We start from the raw sequence: 20,593 nt of genomic DNA on the forward strand, positions 1-20,593 counted from the left end.
TTGACTTCTCGCGCCTGTGGCGCTCGCCCTGGTTTTATAGTATGATGCGGGCTGGCAGCCACAGGCTGCCAGCCCGCATCATACTATAAAACCAGGAAGCCCAGTGCCAACGTGATGCGCTTCTACCTGCTCGCCAGCCCGCATCATACTAGCGGTGGCTCTGGCTCAGATGCCTCGTGAATTTGAAAGGTGTGCTTGATTGCGGCACTCTTTCCAAGCATGATATTGACGCCGCAGTAGTTGGTAGTATCCAGCTCAATGGCGCGCTGAATGCTTTCCGGGCGCAAACCGGTGCCGGTAAAGATATGCTCGACGGTAATATCGGTAAATATCTTGGGATCTTGCTCGGCACGCTCGCCATGGACGCGGATCTCATAATGGGTGACATCCTGACGCATCTTGCGCAGAATCGAGAGGATGCCAATGCCAGCGCAGCCAGCCAGCGCCCCAAGTAGCGCCTCCATCGGGCTGGGACCCTGATCCTCTTCTACTGAGCTTAAAACAATGCGATGCTTGCTGCCAGAGTCAATGGTAAAGGTGCTGGTACCGGTACTTTGAGCACGCACGGATAATGGTTTGGTCATTGCCCCTCCTTGGAGTGCAGATAAATATCACTGATCTCTTGCTATGGTATACATTGCAAGGTGACCGATGTCAATCTTTTGGGAGCAAATCTCCGCCCTCATTCCACTCCCCCTGAATTTTCCCCTGACCGACATGGAAGATCTGGATCATGCTTCGATACACCGCTTCCTTGCTTTCGGCATACGTGCCCCGCCAGCTTGTGCGTATCACAACTCTGTCGCCCTCGGCTACCAGGTCATCGATAGTGATACGCAAATCAGGAATCGCGTCATATAACATTGCAAAATACGTCCGCACGCCTTCTGGCCCCACTGCCTGCTCAGGCGTTGAGTGATCCACAAAACTTTCGGCGAAGACCTGCTCTATCTCTGCCAGGTCCCTTTCATTGAAAGCCTTATAGAGGGCAAGCACCTTTTTTTTGTTCTCTGCTACTGACATGGTGTAGGCCTTTCCTGATAGTTCTATATGGAGGGGTTGTATATTGATAGTTGTTCATGGGGTTAACCGCTTACAAAGAGAGACTATCCCGATCACTGTAATCAAACAGAGCCAGAATAGTCTCTAGTATATACTAAAGGATGGGAAGTTGTCTTACTTCAGCTTACTCACTTGCTCAACCAGTTCCATAATCTCAGGTGTCAGGCCAGGAGAGAACTCTTCTGGTCGTTCAGGACCAGGCGTAAAAGGGACACCTTCAGGTGGTTTCTCGGGTACCTCCAGTGGTCCGCCAGTAACAGAGGGCGCCTGCCCCTTAAAGACTTTGGCCATCTCAGAGCCATCAAGCCGCCAGTGATACTGCTGATTATGAAGGCCCTTCTCCATAAGTGTGCGTACTTCGGGAAACTTGGTGGCATCGAAGTTTGGGATGGGAAGGACTTTTCCCCAGTTGATACCCAGCGATTCCAGGGCCTTGGCGTAAACGTTCTCATGCGCGTGATCGCGTACAATCAGGTAAGAGATGGTGGAGCGTGCCGTTTTATTATCGGTCATTTCATAGAGGCGGCATTTCTGTAAACGTCCCGTTGCCTCCAGCATCAAATTGTAGATGAGATCGAGCGTGAGATTCCCACTATTGTAGACATATGAGCCAGACCAGGGATTGCCCGCGGCATCAATAGGCATCGCACCCTGTGAGGCCACCAGGAAGTGGTGAATATTTCCCTGGTGCAGGGCCATATTTAAGGGCGTGGAACCATTGTGTCCAGGCATGTTTTGGGTCGCGGCATCGAACGCGCCCCCTTTTGTCTTGTAGCCAGGCGCGCCATCTACCAGGCGGTTGATGGTGGTCGCAATCAACTCCACATGGCTAATTTCCTCTATCCCGACTCCCTGAATCAAATCGAGGTAGGGTTTGGCTTTGCCGCGGAAGTTAAAGCTCTGGAAGAGGTACTGCATCATCGTGCGCATCTCACCAAATTGCCCGCCCAGACCTTCCTGCAATGCATTTGCCGCAGCGGGATCAGGCTCGTCAGGAACGATCTCATTGATCAGCTTTTGAACGTGAAAAAACATGCAGTTTTCTCCTTTGCACGTGACCACTCTGCATTACACATCGTCGTATGTCCCGGTCACTGTGCTAACACGTTCAAGCAATGGAGTGGTGTTACAAATTTTTTGTGGAGTTTTCGTCCTGTGGAAAAGTTGCCCGTCGTATTTGTGGAGATAGAATGATGACGCATGAGAAACAGAAAAGCGCGCCCCAAATGATATTTATAGCGGTAGCAATACCATAGACTTGTAGCACAACGCCAATAGTCGCGGGTCCCAGGGACGCAAAGCCAAAAAGAATGAGACGATACAGGCTACTCACCCGCCCCTGAAAAGCATCGGGCACAACAGCCAGGCGATAGCTTGCCGTCAAGAGGTAGGCAACGGAATCGATGAGGGCGAGAAATGCCACTATACTACCGAGCCAGAGCGGGTTCGTATACAATCCATACAACGGCCACGCGAGTACAAAGACGATGCTAACCGCGCAGAGTCCCCAGCCAAAGCGAAGGCGGGGTTGAAGATACGTCCCAAGCGCATTTCCAAGCAGGTTACCAATCCCGGCTCCAGCCAGAATCACTCCTACTATTCCTTGTGGGAAACCAGCCTCTAGTCTAATGGCAGAGATGAGCAATACATTCAGGATGACGATCACCTCAAGGAAACCAGAGAAGAAGGCCAGGAAGCCGACCAGTGGATGGGTGCGCAACCATTGCAGGCCAGTTAAGATCTCGCGTGCGATGCCCTGCGTCGCCTCGCGGCGTTGTTCCTGAAAAGAGGTTCGTATACATAGCAACGAGATCAGTAATACTATGTAGGAGATGGCATCGGCGAGAAAGGGAAGTGCACGACCGATAGTCAAGAGAAAATTGCCCAGCGGGGGCGCGAGCAGCGTTGTCGCGCTATAGGTAATCTCATTCTGCGTCAAGGCCAGGGGAATCTGGCTTTTAGGCACAACGCGTGTGAGTGCCACCACCTCAGCCAGGCCATAGAAGACTGAAGAGGTTCCAATCAGGAAAGATAACACGTAGAGGCAGCCAAGCATGATGGCAAGGGGAAACTGCAAAACGAGACAGACGACAATTAAGAGCGCGCATAACATCAAGCAACAGGTGCAGACCAGCATGATACGCTTGCGGTCCCAACGATCCACCAGGGCACCGGCAGGCAGGCAAAAGGCTGTTCATCCATAAACAGGGAGTACTTTCAAGTATGACTACTTTTCCAAACAATGCTCGTAAATAGGCGAGATACCCATATCGAGCAATTCTTTCCTGGTAAGTTCCTGTTGATCTCCCAAACGGTAGTAATGGGCTGGGCCTGGCGTTTGTCCTTCTGGCAGGCTTGCGGGATTGTTCGCGATTAGTGGATAGAGCGGGTCGGGTTCAAATACATAGCGTGCATGGTAAAGCAAGCACGGCCAGGAATCCTCCTCCCAGTTTTCATTCCCATTCCCTATAAATTTTTGCTTTTTGAAGGCGAAGACTCCTTGTTCGCATGTGACGGTCGCGTTGAACGAAGCAAGGGGCCGAATAGGCGTGCTATAAGCCGAATCCAGGGACTCATACACTTTTATGCCAAAGAAATACAGCAGGGCCGAGTTCCGAGTCAGAGTCTGAATCGAAAAACGACCTTTGGCACGTGTATTAATACTCTGACCAGAAGCCACCATTTCAACCGTTTCCGAAGCAGAAAAGTTCAGAAAATGCCCTTGATTGGTACAGAAGGGCCTGGCAGCAAAATGGCCGGGAATTGGCAACGGTTCAACGCTAGCTCTCGGCATAGATTTCTCCTTGTTTTATGTTATGGCCTTTGATAGAGGAGGCTTAGCTTTCCTCCTGGGCCAGAGGCAAGGTAAACCAGAAAAGCGATCCCTCGCCTGGTACGCTATGTACCCCTACTGTTCCCTGCTGGCGCTCAATAAGGGCACGACAGAGGAAGAGGCCCAGACCCAGACCTACGGAGGAGCCATCCTGCACCTCAACCCCTTTGACGCGATAGGAGATATCCCAGATATTCTCCAGTTCATCCGCAGGAATACCGGTGCCATAGTCCTGAACCTGGACCTGGGCCACGCGCGATGCCTCTCTCTCTTCTATGGTCAGCATCACTTTGATCGGTCGATCTGGCATGGAGTATTTCATCGCGTTACTCAGCAAGGCATTCAGGGCTTGCTCCACACGTTCGGGGTCGGCGTGAATGGCAATTTGGGACTCCTCCTCTGGCACAGTCAAGTCAATTACACGATCCATCGCCGCCTCATGCGTATTCTGAACCGCATTCTGTACAATCTGTACCAGGTTGCAGGGGCGCATGACGATAGAGATCTTGCCCGATTGAACGCGTGAGACATCCAGGAGATCACTAATCATTTTGTCCTGCTCGTTTACGCGGTAGACAATGTAATCAAGCGGCTGCTGAAGGCGTTTGAGATCAGCACCAAGCGTGGACGCGTCGATCTGTTCCTGTTGTCCCACCTTGCGCCGAAGTTTCTCCAGGCGCCGCAGGGCAAGCTGAGCATTGCCTTTGATCGTGGTCAGGGGGGTGCGTAGTTCGTGCCCAGCAGCACTGATAAAGGACTCGAAGCGTTTACGCGTTTTGAGCAGGGTCTGCTCTAGTTGCTGGATTGTCTCTGCCTCGGGTGACGAGCCGCTTTCCACTCCCTGGGCAGCAGGCTCTTTCTCCGCCTGAAGCACCATCTGCTCTTGTGGATACTGTGGATGTTTTATATTGCGTGCTTGAGAAGCATCTGAACTGCCCATTATTCCCTCGCATTCATTTCTGTGTTCTGGCCCCTGGATCATGCTAGCTCTCTCATGCCATCCCTATCCACCATGGATTTCTCGGTAGAAAGAGGGGAATTGTCCTCCTCTACCACGCCTTACTTCCCCTAGTACAAAAATACTTAACGTATTTGGCTTTTCCTTGTTATACCCTTCTTATAGATCCAGGCTGGATGTGGGACGCGACTGCTGAGCTAACGGACTATTTCTTCGATCCGTCTGAGGATCCTGCAATAGCACGAGCATCCGTGGCAAGAAGTTTCGCATCTAGCAGCCTGCATAGCGATGAAGCGCTTGCATCAATTGCTTTGCGTATGTTGGCGGATGGGGGCAGAGATCCTGTGTCTCTATCTTGACGACCGGCCCTTCAGTAAATGAGTAGAGACAACTTCGCCCCTCAATCGCCCTGGTCTTCCCCTGGAAGAGAGCTTCGAGCTGTGTGGATTCTACCGCAATCATATCCGCAACCTCTTCCTGCTGAAGGAGAAAGCGTGGAGTTGGTGCCTGGTAGTGATACAGGTAGACATGACAAAACTCGCGATCAATAAGCTGATCAATTTCAACCGTGCTTGGGATGACCCCAACAGGGAGCAACTCATGGTATGCAACCGTTATCCCCACCTCCTCCGCGACCTCGCGAACCCCATCCCTGACTGTCTCGCCCGCGAGCAAGTGACCCGCGGCCGTAATATCGAGTTTGAGAGGAAAATCTTTCTTTGAGGCCGCCCGCCGCTGAAAGAGAAGATACGTGCGCGCGCCCTCCTGACGAAAAAACCAGCAATGGAAAGTCTCATGCCAGTGTCCCTGCTGATGGACCACGGCCCGCGGCAGTGTCCCCAGGGGTTGCCTCTGTTCGTCGTAAATAGCGAGGATTTCTTGCTCCACCTCACCCTCCTGAATTTCATCAATAAATGCTATATCCCCACTATAGCATAAAGAGAGGGTAAACTGTCTGATTTGGGGACAACTTTCCTGCCCGTCATTGCTATAAAAACCGTCGGATGGGAGTCTGTGGCGATGGCCGACGAAGCCAGCCATCGCCACAGACTCCCATCCTTGCGGAGCACCGCAAGTGCTGTGGAGGAAGGAGTAGCTCCTAAGGAAGACTCTCTATGTCAAGTCAAAAAACGGTCAATTTGAAACAAGGCAAAAATTGAGAACAGGAGGAAAAACGATGCTTTCAACACGGCATGAAGGAGTGTACCACGCCGCTCAGGCGTGTCAAGCCGCTGCGCTTTCCTTGACACACCTGAGCTTGCGTGGTCAAAAAAAGGCATGCCGAGTTGAAAGGCAAAAAACAGGCGCCTGTTTTGCCTGGGAGAAGGAGCGCTTCGCTCATCTGTGGTTGGTTGAGCACTCACGCTGCACGAGGCGCATGCAGGTGTCTGGCTTGTTCAAAGATCGCAGACTGGTAGTGTTCTCCTTTAAGCCACAGCGCAAAGAGAATGCGTACCCAGACATTAGCCAGCGCACGGACAGCGACGGTGTGGCTTTTGCCTTCCCGACGTTTGCGCTCATAGTACTCGCTGGCCCATGCTTCGGTCTGGATGCTTTGCCAGGCAAACTGCTGCAGCACGTTGCGCAACGGTTTGATGCAGGCATAGCGCCGATGCGGTTTGGCATAGTTGCCACTTTCATAAGGCACTGGCGAGGTGCCAGCCAAGGCTTGCAAACTGGCAGTATCCTGATAGCGCGAGCGGTCATCCCCAATTTCAGCCAACAGTCGTGGGGCAATCCGCTTGCCTGCACGAGGCAGCGTGCGAAAGAGATGACTGTCAGCATGCATCAAAAAAAGGCGCTCAATCTCCTGATCATAGGCGGCAATCTCTTCCATCACGGGCTGCAATTGACGGATCAGAGCAATCAACAAACGCGATTTGGTCCTGCACGTCACTTCATCGGCAGTCAACTGGGGCTGATGCACCTGGTGCACAATCGAGGCCGCAGTCTTCTTTGGCGTTGGATACCCAGTGCTTTTCAACAGCTCAGCAATCTCTTCACACGAAGCGTTCATCGCCTCCTGCGGGGTCGGATAGGCGAGCAAGAAGTGCAAGGTCGAAGGTTGCTGCACCTTGGTAAACAGAGTAAGCGCAACTGGATAGTACGCTTTGAGACAGGCGGTCAGTTGATTGACCAGGCGGGTTTGCATCTGGATCAAGCCATCTTGATCGCGTGTCAGGGCTTTCAGTTCGGCAATCAGCGGGCTATCGGGTTCCAGTCGCCGCAGATCAGCAATTTCCGACCGCCCGTGTTTAGCCAGCAGATACGCATCGATCTGGTCCGTTTTGGCTCCCGATGCCGAACGTTTACGATCCACCGTCTTGGGATTGACCGGATAGACAGCAAAACCTGCTTCCAACAAGTGGGTAATCAACAAGCCACGAGTGGTCTCGACAATGCAGGCCAGTTCTGCCTTGTGCTCTGGACCACAAATGGCTGTCAGACGGCTGGCCAGCTCGTCGAGGCCTTTCGAGGTGTGCATGACCCGAAACGAGGCGAGTTTTTGCCCTCGTTCATCGAGGACGAGAATGTCGTGATGGGTGTCTGCCCAATCGATTCCTGCAAACCACATAAGCAGGTCCTCCTGCTGAAACAACGGTTCCTGGTGAGGCGAGAGGGTCCTTTTACTGCGGCGCTCACGGCGCGACTCTCCAATGATTCGTTTTCCAGGAACCCAGGAAGGCGAAGAGCGATCTTCCTTAATTGGTCAAGCCACGTGGGAAAGAGAGTCTTTCGCCTTCCAGATTCGAGCATTCATACCAGCAAGTGTACCGCTTGCTGTGCCCTTGTGTCGAGAAGGCCTGGTAGTAGTTTACTGTAAAAGGGGAAAAAGAGGGCATCGAGAAGATAGACAAAGAACAGCTAGTGCCCACAGTATCAGTTCTCGCCATCTCCTCGCGAAACACACCTCATTTATATAGTCGCACGAAAGCCAATTTTGTTACATTCTGACAAATATTCCCCTTAATTTGGTTAGTGAATATGGTGCGTGCTGGTGGCCGCAGGCCACCAGCACGCACCATATTCACTAACCCGGCGAGCGCTGCAGGCGCTCGTGGTGTGTTGAGACACGATATCACTATGTTGACAGCGTTTTGAACTCTATGCTATGCTGTAGCAAACGATACACAGTATCAATTTACACGTGCGCTAGTAGAGAAGGCGCAGTTTTGGGGATAGGTTGGCAAGGAAAGGGCCTGCTACAAACCATGCTTGATATATTCACCTATGCTTTTATCCAGAATGCCTTCCTGGCTGGAACCTGCGTCGCGATCATGGCCGCGCTTGTGGGGTATTTCCTGGTTGTACGTGGTCTGACCTTTGCAGGCCACGCGCTCTCCCATATTGGTTTCGCGGGGGCCGCAGGAGCCGTCTTACTCGGGATTGATCCCATCTTCGGGCTGCTTGCCTTTACGGTTGGCTCGGGCATTGGCATTGGTCTCCTGGGCAAAGAGTTACGCGAGCGGGACGTAGCCATTGGCGTCATTATGACCCTGGCCCTGGCGCTTGGCATCCTCTTCCTCTCACTCTATAAAGGATATGCGGAACGCGCCTACAGCATTCTCTTCGGCACCATTCTGGGAATCAGTCAGTTCGATGTGCAGACCAATGTCCTCTTCTGCCTGCTCTGCCTGGCACTCATTGTCCTGCTCTTCAGACCTCTGCTCTTTAGCTCGTTCGATCCTGAAGTCGCACAGACGCGAGGCGTTCCGGTACGCCTGTTGGGCGTGCTCTTCCTTATTATAGTTGCCATCACCATCTCGATCTCCGTCAAGGTTGTGGGCATCCTCCTGATTTTTACCCTGCTAGTGGGGCCTGCCGCGACGGCCATCCGCATCGTGCATTCGCCTGTCAAGGCGATCCTCCTGGCTTGTCTCCTGAGCGTAGGCTATACCTGGCTGGCCATCTTCCTGGCGGCTCTGACGCCGTGGCCTGTGAGCTTCTTTATCACGGCCCTGGCCTTCATGGTTTACCTGCCAGTACGCCTGCTCTCGCCGCTCTGGCTAGGGAAACATGGGCGCGAAGACGCTCTAGAGGAGTCGTTGGCAAGCGACGAGCGCGCAGGCGAGATACAGTTTAGCGGTTCATCGCATTAATGGGGGGAACGGGATGTCAGCATTACTTCAATTGTTTCAGCTCTATCAGAACCAGGAATTTGTGCGTAACGCCTTCCTGGCGGGAACGGTCGTCGCCATCATTACGGCGATTATTGGCTATTTTGTGGTCCTGCGCTCGCAGTCCTTCGCGGGCCACGCCCTCTCCCATGTCGGTTTTGCCGGGGCCACGGGCGCGGCTCTGCTCGGGCTAAGCTCACTCATGGGTATGTTCCTCTTTACGGTCCTGGCAGCCCTCGGGATGGGCATCTTTGATAAGCGCCTGCGCGGTCGCGATATCGAGACCGGGATGGTGCTCTCCTTCGCCCTGGGGCTGGGTGTGCTCTTCTTGAACCTGTATACCCAGTACGCAACCCAGACGGTTGGTGTCCTCTTTGGCTCGCTTTTAAGCGTCTCGACGAGCGATGTTCTGGTGACGCTGATCTCGGGTGCCATTGCCCTGATCATTCTGGCGGCCATCTTCCGCCCCTTGATGTTTAGCTCGATTGATCCCGATGTCGCGCAGGCACGGGGCGTGCCAGTACGCCTGCTCTCCATCGTTTTTCTCCTGCTTATCGCCATTACGGTCTCGGAGGCTGTACAGGTCGTGGGAGTCCTGCTGGTCTTCGCGCTCTTGATTGTGCCTGCCGCGGTCGCGCACCAGTTGACTAATCGGCCTATGATAGCCTTGCTTCTCTCGGTTCTCCTGGGGCTGCTCTTTACCTGGGCGGGATTGCTCCTGGCTCTGGTGGGGCACTGGCCAGTCAGCTTCTATATTGCCGCACTCTCCTCCATATCCTATCTTATTGTCGCAGGCTATAAGCGCTTACGCACACCTGCGCGCTATCAGCCTCAACCCCATCCCAGCCGCGAGTGCATAGGCGAACATACAGCAGTCTGAATTATGAAGCTTTTGAGAAATTAGACGGGCCATGTCTGTACCCATGAGTAGTTCGTGTTCTATATGACATATTCAGCCTAATTTCAGATTTGTGGCATATGCTAGTCTCAACTCGCCCAATCCTGGATGTTGGCGCCTGCATATCACCAGCGGCAAAGCGAGCGGCAGTATCGTGCTGTGGGTGGCACGTAACTAACGATCGTTAGGGCGATAGAACGCAAGCGCATTTTCGTAAAATACCTGGTGTGCAAGTTGTTCGCCAAGCGCCTCGTGAACCAGCGTGACATCCTCATCGCGGAAGGGGCGAGGGGCGCGCGGGCAGGGCAGGTCGGTACCAAAAATCAGGGCTTTGGGATTGCGGTTTGTAATCTCGCGCAGGGCTGTCGATATATCCATATCAACGCGCCCAAAGCCGGAGGCCTTGACATAGGCTCCGCCCTCCACCAGCTTGAGCAGTTCCTGAAAGCCATCGCGAGAGAGCCCCAGGTGATCAATACATACCCTGGGAAGAGCCAGTAGGCGCTGCGAAAGCGGGGCCAGTTCGCGTGAATCTATATACAGCTCCACATGCCAACTCACCAGGCTGTAGATACGATGTGCCATCTCTTCCAGCCAGTTGAGCTGCTCCGCGCTCCCACGGCGCAGGTTGAAGCGCACAGCACGCACACCTGCCTGATTTAGCATCAGGATAACTTCGTCAGAGACGTCAGACAGAAGCTGGGTTACACCTACATACCCTGGCCCCATGCGTTGCAGCGCCTCTAACAAATAGCCCTGGTCATAGGCCTGAAAGGAACCAGAGACAATCGCACCGCCGCGTATATCGAATTGGGAGGTACGCGCCTGGTAATCCTCGATGCGATAGGTGTCGGGGAGATATCCCTGATTAGCAACCATGGGAAAGCGGGGATCAACGATGTGGAAGTGGCTATCAAAGATCGGAGAGCGAGTCGCATCCATATAAACAAAAACCTTCTTCACGTGAGGTAGGTGTTAGAAAAATCAAACTTCTAGCAACCTGCCTCAGTATAGCATAAGCCCGCTACTGGCGTACGCGGCTACTCCTCCAGGGCGGAGGAGTAGCCGCGTACGCCAGTAGCGGGCTATTCTGCTTCCGCAACAGACTTCAAATAGCTGTTTCTGGAGAGGAGAAGATTTTTCATATAACGGGTGAGGACGAGAGTTTCAGCCAGGCGCCCAAGGAAGCCCAGTGGGGCACTGAACGTAAAGATATCTATCATGAGTGTTCCAGAGGACTGCGGAACAAACTCATGAATATGCTTCATTTCCCGAAAGGCTCCTCGAAGCATCTCATCAACAAAACGGTGAGGCCGTTCATAGGCCGTAATTTTTGACGTTAGATGCTGTTTGATGCCGAAATGGACGGCCTCCCAGGTCACGGTATCGCCTAACTTCATGACTCCTGTCGTCACGCCAGCGATTGGACATTCATGGGTATGGTCTACAGAATGACTATGAGCGTCAACATTAAGCGAAAGATCAAAACAGCGCTCCGCTGGCGCCTCAATGTAAGTTTCTAAGCGAATAGTAGGCATGAATTCTTCTCGCTTCTTACTGTTGCATATCTAGCCGATTTAGCGGTTGGAAAAGATATGATAATATACATGTATTCAGCGCGCTTAAAAAGCCTGTAGTGTGTTAGCACTACGTATGACCCTCTCTCTTGTATACTTATATAATAGAAGGATAATGCATGCAAGAACAACCTCCTATTTCACCTCTTGAGTCTCCAATTAGCGGATCCGTCTCCAATATTTTTCGTCGACAACCCGCGAGGTTTGGAGCAGGTTGGTTAAATATTATTACGTTAGTTGGCATTGTCTTCGTTATCTACTATACCGCTATTAATATTCTCTCCGATGGATATGAGTTTAGCCCTGCAAATGCCTTGAGTATTTTGTCTGATGGGCTTCAATCAGGGATGCTATACATCAACGGAGAAGCCCCCGGAATGAGCGCTATTTTATGTTTCTTTCCTTTGTGTTTCTGGTGCTTTATAGTCCTTGTGGCCTTTCTCTTGATGAAGAAGCCATACCGAAAAAAGTCACTCATCATATGGGCAAGCATCCTGCTGGTAGTGTGTCTCTCTCTGACGACGGGTTTATGGATTTTTGCCAGCCTTCCTTGCTCGCTAGAGACGCTTACTGGTTCTAGTCCTGTATGTGCCATGCCAATACGTCCAGGAGTACCGTTACCTCCTCCTGGGCCATAGCTGCTACAGTGTGGCCGTACGCGGCTACTCCTCCAGAGCGGAGAGTAGCCGCGTACGGCCACTGTAGCGGGCTACCTCACCGCGAAGTAGAGGCGATAGGCCAGTTGATCATTCCAGTAGAGTTCTATTTTGCCAGAGAGCGAGACGGGATATGTCAGGCTGATATACCCATGCTTGTTCTGGTTCGCCTCAATAGCGGTCTCTTGCTCCTTATCCTGGATACCATTCGTAAATACCTTGACGGCTATCTTTCCCACGTCCTTCTTCGTTGAGATGTTATAGGTCACATAGAACAAGGTGTCACGGGCAAAGACTTGGTGCTTGTCCAGGGCGATATGGCTATTAGGATCGATACGCGATGTGGTGGTGGCGGAGGTAATAATGCTCGCGCCAGGACCGACCTCGGGGGGACTGGGATTGGGAATATGCGTGGCGATGGTGGTTGGTATAGGAGCTTTCGAGCCAACCATTGCTGACTGATGCTTTGGCCCAAAGAGAAGAAGTGCGCCGCCAACAAGCGCGGCGACAATGAGCACGGCGGCAATAGAGCTTAATATACGTGTCGGGCGGCTCCATCCCGCCTTCTTCGATGAAACATCCATGATAGTTTTCCTTTTTCGTTGTATAGGTAACTCCTTGATGGAGCTAGTTCTTTTTTCCTGTTGCGTCTGCTGCAAGCGTGCCTCCAGGCGTTCCTGGACGCGCCAGAGCGATTCCCTGTTGGCGTGGGCATAGGGGAGATAGCTGCGCTGTACGTCTTCGAGCAGGTTATGCTCGCCAGGTTCAAAAGTTGCAAAGAGGTCCTGTTCGTTGTCGGACATTACCTGCTCCTTCCTGTCTGTTTCCCACTATAGGCGCCGCGCAAGACCTTGAGCGCACGATGCAGAATCATGCGGACAGCGGCCTCGCTCTTAGAGACAATCTGTGCGATCTCACCATAACTTAGCTCATGACCAAAGCGCAATTGCAGAATCTCGCGCTGTGGCTCTGGCAGCTCTCGCATGTGCGTATAGAGCTGTGCGTACTCCTCGCGGCGCAGGGCGACCTGCTCTGGCTGCTGCTCATCGCGCTCATAAAGCATCTCCTCGACGTTCGCCAGGGGAACGCTGGGATGCCTGGTAAAGTGGCGGAAGTGATCGGCCACCTTGTGGTGCGCCACAGACCAGATATAGGCGCGCACTAAATGCTCGTCCTCTTGTAGGGCAGAACCTTTCTCCACTAGCGCTAGAAATACCTCCAGTAGCAAGTCTTCCGCATCCTCGCGCGAACCAACCTGGCATATCAGGTAGGCGAACACGGCGGGCGCGTAGCGCTGATAGAGCGCGACTGACTGTTCTTGTGCCCGGGCTGGTTGATGCATGCATTACTCCACATTTGAGATCTCGCCAGTATATTCGCAAATAACGTTGTTTTGTAACAGCTTGCTACTCATGTACGCGGCTACTGGGGGTATACCTGGCGGACGTGGCTCATTGGGCATGATACAATATGGCCGAGATATATCCATGTAAGCATTTACTTTTATCTATTTTAAGCAGGAAAGACTATTATTCTGGAGGAAGAAGCCTTGAGTCAGTGGACGACAAACGATATACCAGACTTGCGGGGGAAGGTCGCGCTGGTCACGGGCGGCAATAGCGGCCTGGGTAAGGAGACGGTGCAGGCCCTGGCAGCTAGAGGAGCGCATGTCATCCTGGCCGCGCGCAACCCTGAGCGGGGAGAGAAGGCCCGCGAAGAAGTTCTTCAAAGTGTGCCTGATGCGTCTATCAAATTTATGCAGCTCGACCTGGCATCACAGGCCGCCATCCGCGAGTTCGCTGCTAGCTTCCTGGAGACACACCAGCGACTGGACCTGCTCTTCAATAATGCGGGCGTTATGGCCATTCCACGTCACGAGACCAAAGATGGCTTTGAGATGCAGTTTGGCACCAACCACCTGGGACATTTCGCCCTGACGGGCCTCCTGCTCCCACTCCTGCTCGCCACGCCAAAGAGCCGGGTTGTGACCACGAGCAGCATGGCACGTGCCATGGGGCGTGTCAACCTGGATGATCTCCAGAGCCAGAAGGGCTATACACGCTGGTCGGCCTATGGCCAGAGCAAACGTGCTAACCTGCTCTTCGCCTTTGAGCTACAGCGCCGTCTCGCCGCCACAAGCACGGAGACTATCAGCGTCGCAGCCCATCCCGGCTACGCGCACACCAATTTGCAATCGACCAGTGCCACGCTCAGCAACTCCAATCTTGAACTCTGGTTCTACGAGAAATTTGGGGCGTTTGTGGGACAGCCCGCAGCCATGGGAGCGCTGCCCCAGCTCTACGCGGGCCTCTCGTCCGATATCCACGGCGGCGAGCTAGTTGGACCAGGCGGCTTCTCCAGCATGCGTGGTCATCCCCGCGTCGAGACCAAAGCTCAGCGCGAGTACGACCGCCCCACGGCCGAGCGCCTCTGGGACGCCTCCATCGAGCTGACCGGCGTCGACTACGCCCAGCTTCAACAGAATCAGCCAAGCTCTATATAGCAGTCATAATGGCTGGGACGACGCTGCTTTAGCAGCGTCGTCCCTAGCTCGCCTCGTCTGCGAAGGATAGACCAAGCTGGCTAAGGGCGTGACGCAGTTGCGTAATCGTCTTTGGCCCAACGCCATGAAGCCGTTTAATTTCCGCTGACCTGACCTTTGTAAGCTGGCCAAGGTGTCTATAGCCTGCTCCAAGAAGCGCTCGGCGCGCTGGCTCAGACAGCTCTGCTGGCAGGTCACTATTTTGTAAACCCTGGTGTTCCATCTTTAGATCTATTCCTTTCTCATCGATATTTAGCCTCACCAACATCATAACCTACCAAAAGCCCTTGAAACTACTCCAATCTTGCGCAAATAAGACAGGCAGCCACTGAGGCCGCATCTTGCGGCCTCAGTGGCTGCCTGTGCACCGAATAGCTTTATTTTTGTCCTAAGGCGTAGCGCAGTTGGATGACGCCACCTCCGAGGGGTTTGCAGTCCAACAACTGCACATCCTGGTACTGGTAGTGGCCTGTGTCGAGCAAGAGGTTGAGTCCCTTGCCCTCCATTACAGGGGCGACGTTAAAGATGACCTCGTCGACAAGTCCCTGACCGAGAAAGGCATTGTGCAGATCCGCTCCACCCGAAAGAAGGGCTGTGGTATGGCCTTTCCCTTGTAGATAGCTGAGGGCTTCCTGGGGCGATCCCGCGACCTTGACGCCGGGGATGTCTTTGACGCTCTGAGAAACGATGACAATGTCAACTTCACCAAAGGGGTTTCCACCGCTTGCCTGCATGCCCTCGAATGTTCGTCGTCCAACAATGAAGTTTCCCGCAGCTTTCGCCTGCGTCGCGAAATCTCCCAGAGCCTCCATTTTGGGTGGATGCTCAGGACTGGACTGCGCATAGTTTCCATTAGCGGTTAAGGTTGCCCAAAGAATGGTCTTCATGAAAAATTCTCCTATATTTATTGTGTGTTTGACATAAATCAATAGTGATCGATGGTTAGTTCAGGTTTTGAAGCCAGGAGGCGATGGCCTGCCCGATCTCGTCGGGAGAGTCCTCCTGGGGAGTGTGGTGGCCACGCACACTCACCTCGCTTTGAGCGGGCCAGGTGCGGTTGAACGCAGTCTGATCTGAGCCTTGCGTTCCTGGAACGGCCTGTATCAGTAGCTTGGGGACAAGGCTCTGGGAGAGCCACTGACCGGAGGCGGTAACAATCTCTGCGACATCGGCCGGCTCGCCCTCAATAGGAAGCTGGCGTGGCCAGGTGAGCGTGGGGCGGCGCGCCTCGCCTGGCTCAGCAAAGGGGCGACGATACTCGTTCATCTCTTCCTCGGATAGTTTGCGCAAAATGGTCGCGGGCAGGTTGAACTCGATGAAGGAGTTCTGCTCCAGCACCATTTGCTCGCCTGCTGGACCTCGTAGGGCCTGGAAGCGGGAGCGGACGATCTCTGGCATCTGATCCCAGGAGGAGGTCCCGATAACTGCTTCCATATAGGCGATGCCGCGCACGGCTTCCGGGTGGCGACGTGCCCAGTCAAAGGCCAGGGCCGCGCCCCAGTCATGTCCAACCAGGATGACGCGTTCGCGCATATCTAGCGCTTCAAGCAGCGCATCGAGGTAGCGGCGATGCTCGACGAAGGTGTAGGAATCGGGGCCACTCTCGGGCAACTTCTGCGAATCGCCCATGCCGATGAGGTCTGGGGCAATAACGCGCCCCAACCCCTGTACATGGGGGAGAATATTACGCCAGGCATAGGACGATGTGGGATTGCCATGCAGGAAGACAATGGGATCACCCTGACCCTCCTCTATATATGCCATCTCTAATCCTAGAATCTGCTGCCGCTTTTTCTGATAGGGGAATGCTGCGCTTATCATGATGTTTTCTCTTCCTTTCCGAAAGCATGTGTTTGTTTGATGTGCACATCATAGCTTTTAGATGGATGAATTGGCTTCATGCGTGAGGATGATTGCATGCATGATTCGCAGCCACGAAAAGAGGAGGAGCCAGAGGGACGATTAGACCAGGTGAAGCTCGCGTGCGACTTCGCTGGCGGCGTGGCGTGTATGGACGCCCAGTTTGGCATAAATGCTCTGGACCTGAGTACGAACAGTATTGACCGAGACAATCAGTTCATTGGCGATATCTGGGTTTGAACGCTGCTGGACGAGCAGGCGCAAGACGCGCATTTCTTGCGGGGAGAGCGGCTCGACCAGGGGCGATGCCAACGTTTGAGTTCCACTTTGTTCCTGGGTAGGAAAGGCGCTCAGAAGGGTGCGAATATAGGCAAGCAAAGATTGTTCGTGAACCTGGGGCAGGAGGGAGCGTAAAAGGATCGCCATCTGCTCTCCAGCATCGAGGAACAGACGCTGAGCGTTCCCGGCGAAAGTCCCCGCAAGTACTTCGCGTAGCAGATGTAGAGCTTCGGTCTTGCGTTTACTTGCGGCAACGACCAGCACCATCTCGACCTGAACCTCAAGCATGCGGCGCGTATGTTGCGCCTCCTGCGTCGCAAGAAGCAAGCGCTCAAGCTGGTGAGCTGCCTCTTCCAGTTTGCCCTGGCTGCGCAACCAGCGGGCAACGAGTAGGTCTTCCTCTATTGTCTGTGAGAAAATGTGCTGAGGCTTGCGGCCAGTCGCCCAGCGATGGATGGTTATCTGGTCGCCCACGAAGAGCGCTAAACGCGCCTGGGCCGTCTGGACCTCCTGTGAGAGGAGAGGCAAGGAGAGAGGTATCTTGTCGAGGAGGGCCGCGAGTTGTTGTTGGGCAACAACGGCCTGCCCCTGTGCCTGTTGCACACGCGCAAGGATGAACATTGCCCGCACCTCGTAGTACACCAGGTGCTGAGACTGACTGACGGTTATGATTTCCTGTGCATATTGCGAGGCGCTTTCCAGCTCATTGTGTTCGTAGCAGAGGGCGGCCAGGCCATACAAGGCACTGCAAAGCGTATAGATGGGTCCGCCCTCCCTGGCTGAAGCGAGGGACTGGCGATACAGGGCGGTGGCCTGCTGGTTCTCCCCCTGCTCAAAGAAGACCTGGGCAAGCTTAATCATGGCAACGCGCTGGAAATAGTGATTCCCCGCGGCTGCACACAGAGCCTGGGATTCAAGCAAGGCAGCGCGAGCCTTTGGGAAGTGTCCCGCCTCTATCCATTCTTCAGCCACGATGCTCAGGCTCAGGCCGCGCCAGATAGAGTGAGTGCCCTGCGTGATAGGTTGCTTGCCTTGCAGCTGAGGCAGCCAATCCAGTGCCTGTTTCGCATATTGTGGTGCGGCTGGCATGTCGCCCTGTCTCAAGGCAAGTAGCGCGCGAAAGGCATACAGTTCTCCAAGCTTCGCTTGCTGGTTCGCCACGCGGAAACCATGTTCTGCCCTAAGCAAGAGTTTCTCAATCGAGAACTGGGTTGCGGTATCGGGGAGCCATGAAGGGCTCCGAAATAATAGTGTTGTGGCATAGCTCAAACAGAGAACGGGTTGCTGCTCCAGATGCGCGTCTGGAAGCTGTTCCAACCAGCGATACAAGGTATGAGGCTCCTGGATCTCACCTGGGAAGGTCTGCCCTCCAATGGATCGCTCGATCAAGCTAGCGGCTCGATTGTAATCCTGGGCATCCAGGGCCGCATCTATAGCCTCGCCAGGATAGCCACGTGTTTCATACCAGTGTGAGGCACGAGCAGAGAGATAACGCAATTGCTCCTCACCAAGGCGATGCCGGGCCTCATTACGCATGGCTTCGGCGAAAAGCGCGTGATACCGATACCATTGCCCTTCGTTGTGAAGCGGTTCCAGAAACAGGTCAAGATGTTCCAGTTGCATGAGCATTTCCTGGCTGTTATCTTGCACAGTTACTGCGTCGCACAGAGAGGCGGTCAGGCGGGTGAGGATACTGGTCTGGAGCAGAAATTGCTGCACTGGTTCTGCTTGCAGGACAAGCACTTCAGAGACAAAGTATTCCTGGAGAGAGGTATTCCCAAGGGGGAAGTGAGCCAGCGCCTGCTCGCTCTCGGCGTGCGTGCTTGTTCGTTGAAGCGCGAGCTTTACCAGGTGGAGTCCAGCCCCCCAGCCTTCTAGTTGAGCATGCAGGCGCTGAATCGTCGAGGTCTCCAGTGAGAAAGAGAGCGTGTGTTGGAGCAGAAGCGCGCTCTCTTCCTGCGAGAAACGCAGGTCCGCCGCGCGTATTTCATACAAGGCATTGCGGGCGCGAAGGCGCACCAGAGAGAAAGGAGGATCGCTACGCGTGATCATGATCAGATGGAGCGTAGCTGGAAGATGCTCAAGGAAAAAGGAGAGCGTCTCATGGATCAGCGGAGAGGTAATCACATGGTAATCCTCCAGCACCAGAATGCCTTGCGTGGACGATTGAGCCAGAGCGTTGAGCAAGGTAGTTAGCATGGTCTCCAGAGACGAGGGGAGAAAAGGCGGCTGTGGAGCCAGGGAGGCCAGGGTGCTGTACACCTCTTGCAGATCCACTCGAAACGCCTGGCAGGCTGCGATCAAGTAGCGCCAGAAGCGCAGCAGATCATTGTCAGAAGCCTCCAGAGAGATCCAGCCAAAGGGCAAGCTGGCGTGTTGGGTCGCCAGCCATTGGGAGACGAGGGTCGTCTTGCCAAACCCAGCAGGCGCCGAGAGCAGCGTGAGAGGGACTTCGCAGCCAGCATCGAGCAGTGCCAATAAGCGTGAACGGTCGAGAAGAGAGGCATGCAAGCCCGGCGGAGACAGTTTGGATAAGAGGAGCGGAGACGCTGCAACGGGAGCCGGTTGGAGCGTGGCTGGCGCTTGACCTGGCTCTTCTAAAGCAGGCTGATGCGCATCAGACATCCCTTCTAGCAAGCGAGCGATTTCCTCTAAACGCGCATACGTAAGGTCTGTTGTTTTGCCGATATAGCGCTTGACAATGCGCTCACGCAGACGACGATACGCATACCAGTAGCTGCTCCCGCGTTGCACCCGCTGCTTGCGGGCGGTATAGTGAATACCTGAACGGCTATGAAAGGCAAAGGAGGCGTTTTGCTCAAGCCACTCACTCGTGAGCGTCTGTTCGCTGACCTGGTCGCCAATGAAGAGGAGATAGCTCTGGGCGTATTCAGACCAGCATAGTTGAGCGTGGGCATACCTGGGCATAGACGTTCCTTGTCACTAGCTAAAGAAGGGACATATCGTGTTGCCTAACAGTTGTAACCCAACAAATATAGCACAGCTTGCCTCGTTAGGCAACAAAATTTGAGTGGTCTTAGAAGGGCGCTTTCCCCCATGCCCTCGCCTCTTGCACAAAGACGCTTAAACCTTATAAAAATCGTAAAACGAGGTAATAGGGCATTGAGGAGAGAGCACCTGATAAGGGAAACAATGCATAAGGCCGTCTAAGGTCTCCTGCTTCTGGCAACCCGAGAGCAAAGAGTCGACAAGGTACTTATGAACCTGGCCGTCGTGACGCAAGAACTGTCCCCAGAGTGACATGTACTGGAACTCATCGTCTACCACTTCCATCGCTTGCGTATAGTGTGCCGGGAACAACCGCTTGTAGGCATCGATATTGTAGAGCCACGAATTGCCTCGCACGAGAGGTGTATCCCCGTACTGTTTCTTGATCTCGGTGAACATCATTTTCAATTCCTGTAACCGAATAGGCATCCTGTCCTTGCTCAACGGGCCAGAATCGGAGGTGTCTGCACTTGCAAAGTGATAGCGAATTGTGTTTTCCTCTGGAAGGTAACTGTAGCGAAAGCACCCATAAGGGAATGGAGTGTGGGGCTCTCTGGTGCGTTGATAAAAAGAGTAGGTCCACATGGCTCTCTCCGGAGCCTTGCGCAGACCAGTAAGATAGGCCTGCCAGATTGGGTGAAGTGGATCAAAGGAGCGCCCAACAAACTGCAGGTAGAGATTGGTATAGTGAAGCAGGGCTTCCTCGAAATTAAGGTTGCTTACCTGGACAACGGTGTCAGCAAAATGTAGCTGGAGGTCAAAGAAGGCTGGCGATAGATCCATTGATGGAGCGGCTCCTTC

At 53.8% G+C, this 20,593-nt stretch carries 21 protein-coding genes; 4 read left to right on the forward strand and 17 right to left on the reverse strand.

Annotation, left to right across the window (positions count from 1 at the left end):
* Positions 1-143: 143 nt before the first annotated feature.
* The 8 genes from KRAC_RS50560 to KRAC_RS50595 all read right to left on the reverse strand — a co-directional run bounded on the left by KRAC_RS50560 (position 144) and on the right by KRAC_RS50595 (position 7,428).
* Positions 144-584, reverse strand: a complete 441-nt coding sequence (locus tag KRAC_RS50560) for an OsmC family protein (RefSeq protein WP_007920637.1) — start codon at positions 582-584, stop codon at positions 144-146.
* Positions 585-654: 70 nt separating this feature from the next.
* Positions 655-1,023 (reverse strand): ester cyclase, encoded by a 369-nt coding sequence (locus KRAC_RS50565; RefSeq protein WP_007920638.1) that lies wholly within the window; start codon positions 1,021-1,023, stop codon positions 655-657.
* A 153-nt stretch (positions 1,024-1,176) separates the two neighbouring features.
* Positions 1,177-2,097, reverse strand: coding sequence for a manganese catalase family protein (locus KRAC_RS50570; RefSeq protein WP_007920639.1), 921 nt, complete (start codon positions 2,095-2,097; stop codon positions 1,177-1,179).
* Positions 2,098-2,188: 91 nt separating this feature from the next.
* Positions 2,189-3,244: an MFS transporter gene (locus KRAC_RS50575; protein WP_083815180.1), complete on the reverse strand. Its 1,056-nt coding sequence runs from the start codon at positions 3,242-3,244 to the stop codon at positions 2,189-2,191.
* A gap of 45 nt (positions 3,245-3,289) precedes the next feature.
* A complete protein-coding gene (locus tag KRAC_RS50580; RefSeq protein ID WP_007920643.1) occupies positions 3,290-3,856 on the reverse strand; it encodes a hypothetical protein in 567 nt (188 codons plus the stop codon).
* A 43-nt stretch (positions 3,857-3,899) separates the two neighbouring features.
* Positions 3,900-4,835, reverse strand: coding sequence for a sensor histidine kinase (locus KRAC_RS50585; protein WP_007920645.1), 936 nt, complete (start codon positions 4,833-4,835; stop codon positions 3,900-3,902).
* Positions 4,836-5,123: 288 nt separating this feature from the next.
* Positions 5,124-5,741 carry an NUDIX hydrolase gene (locus KRAC_RS50590; RefSeq protein ID WP_040448297.1) on the reverse strand — a complete coding sequence of 206 codons (618 nt, stop codon included), beginning with the start codon at positions 5,739-5,741 and terminating at the stop codon, positions 5,124-5,126.
* Positions 5,742-6,213: 472 nt separating this feature from the next.
* Complete coding sequence (locus KRAC_RS50595) at positions 6,214-7,428, reverse strand: IS110 family RNA-guided transposase (RefSeq protein ID WP_007920648.1); 1,215 nt, start codon at positions 7,426-7,428, stop codon at positions 6,214-6,216.
* A 637-nt stretch (positions 7,429-8,065) separates the two neighbouring features.
* On the opposite strand from KRAC_RS50595, the gene KRAC_RS50600 reads away from it, so the two are divergent.
* Together KRAC_RS50600 and KRAC_RS50605 are read left to right on the forward strand one after the other, a co-directional pair.
* Complete coding sequence (locus tag KRAC_RS50600) at positions 8,066-8,953, forward strand: metal ABC transporter permease (protein ID WP_052569286.1); 888 nt, start codon at positions 8,066-8,068, stop codon at positions 8,951-8,953.
* Positions 8,954-8,966: 13 nt separating this feature from the next.
* Positions 8,967-9,851 carry a metal ABC transporter permease gene (locus KRAC_RS50605; RefSeq protein ID WP_007920652.1) on the forward strand — a complete coding sequence of 295 codons (885 nt, stop codon included), beginning with the start codon at positions 8,967-8,969 and terminating at the stop codon, positions 9,849-9,851.
* Positions 9,852-10,043: 192 nt separating this feature from the next.
* Here the strand turns inward: KRAC_RS50605 and KRAC_RS50610 are convergent, their stop codons facing one another.
* Together KRAC_RS50610 and KRAC_RS50615 are read right to left on the reverse strand one after the other, a co-directional pair.
* Complete coding sequence (locus KRAC_RS50610; RefSeq protein WP_007920654.1) at positions 10,044-10,811, reverse strand: amidohydrolase family protein; 768 nt, start codon at positions 10,809-10,811, stop codon at positions 10,044-10,046.
* Between the two features lie 143 nt (positions 10,812-10,954).
* Complete coding sequence (locus tag KRAC_RS50615) at positions 10,955-11,407, reverse strand: SRPBCC family protein (protein WP_007920656.1); 453 nt, start codon at positions 11,405-11,407, stop codon at positions 10,955-10,957.
* A 158-nt stretch (positions 11,408-11,565) separates the two neighbouring features.
* Here KRAC_RS50615 and KRAC_RS73000 point away from each other — a divergent pair, with 158 nt between their 5' ends.
* Positions 11,566-12,084 (forward strand): hypothetical protein, encoded by a 519-nt coding sequence (locus tag KRAC_RS73000; protein ID WP_007920659.1) that lies wholly within the window; start codon positions 11,566-11,568, stop codon positions 12,082-12,084.
* Between the two features lie 71 nt (positions 12,085-12,155).
* Here the strand turns inward: KRAC_RS73000 and KRAC_RS50625 are convergent, their stop codons facing one another.
* Together KRAC_RS50625 and KRAC_RS50630 are read right to left on the reverse strand one after the other, a co-directional pair.
* A complete protein-coding gene (locus KRAC_RS50625) occupies positions 12,156-12,905 on the reverse strand; it encodes a hypothetical protein (protein ID WP_007920660.1) in 750 nt (249 codons plus the stop codon).
* Entirely contained in the window at positions 12,905-13,444 is a 540-nt protein-coding gene (locus tag KRAC_RS50630; RefSeq protein WP_007920661.1) for an RNA polymerase sigma factor, read from the reverse strand. Before KRAC_RS50630 ends, KRAC_RS50625 begins: the two co-directional genes overlap by 1 nt.
* Positions 13,445-13,651: 207 nt before the next feature.
* Between KRAC_RS50630 and KRAC_RS50635 the strand changes: the two genes are divergently transcribed.
* Positions 13,652-14,605 carry an oxidoreductase gene (locus tag KRAC_RS50635; protein ID WP_007920662.1) on the forward strand — a complete coding sequence of 318 codons (954 nt, stop codon included), beginning with the start codon at positions 13,652-13,654 and terminating at the stop codon, positions 14,603-14,605.
* 43 nt (positions 14,606-14,648) lie between these two features.
* Here KRAC_RS50635 and KRAC_RS50640 read toward each other — a convergent pair whose 3' ends face one another.
* The 5 genes from KRAC_RS50640 to KRAC_RS50660 form a co-directional block, all read right to left on the reverse strand.
* Entirely contained in the window at positions 14,649-14,867 is a 219-nt protein-coding gene (locus KRAC_RS50640; protein WP_040447485.1) for a helix-hairpin-helix domain-containing protein, read from the reverse strand.
* A 154-nt stretch (positions 14,868-15,021) separates the two neighbouring features.
* A complete protein-coding gene (locus KRAC_RS50645; protein ID WP_007920664.1) occupies positions 15,022-15,531 on the reverse strand; it encodes a dihydrofolate reductase family protein in 510 nt (169 codons plus the stop codon).
* Positions 15,532-15,586: 55 nt separating this feature from the next.
* Entirely contained in the window at positions 15,587-16,465 is an 879-nt protein-coding gene (locus KRAC_RS50650) for a haloalkane dehalogenase (protein WP_007920665.1), read from the reverse strand.
* A gap of 141 nt (positions 16,466-16,606) precedes the next feature.
* On the reverse strand, positions 16,607-19,711 hold the full coding sequence (locus KRAC_RS50655; RefSeq protein ID WP_007920666.1) for a winged helix-turn-helix domain-containing protein: 3,105 nt from the start codon (positions 19,709-19,711) through the stop codon (positions 16,607-16,609).
* Between the two features lie 156 nt (positions 19,712-19,867).
* Positions 19,868-20,575 (reverse strand): hypothetical protein, encoded by a 708-nt coding sequence (locus tag KRAC_RS50660; protein ID WP_007920679.1) that lies wholly within the window; start codon positions 20,573-20,575, stop codon positions 19,868-19,870.
* Between the last annotated feature and the right edge of the window lie 18 nt (positions 20,576-20,593).

The sequence above is a fragment of the Ktedonobacter racemifer DSM 44963 genome (assembly GCF_000178855.1).
In the GTDB taxonomy this organism is placed as follows: Bacteria; Chloroflexota; Ktedonobacteria; order Ktedonobacterales; family Ktedonobacteraceae; genus Ktedonobacter; species Ktedonobacter racemifer.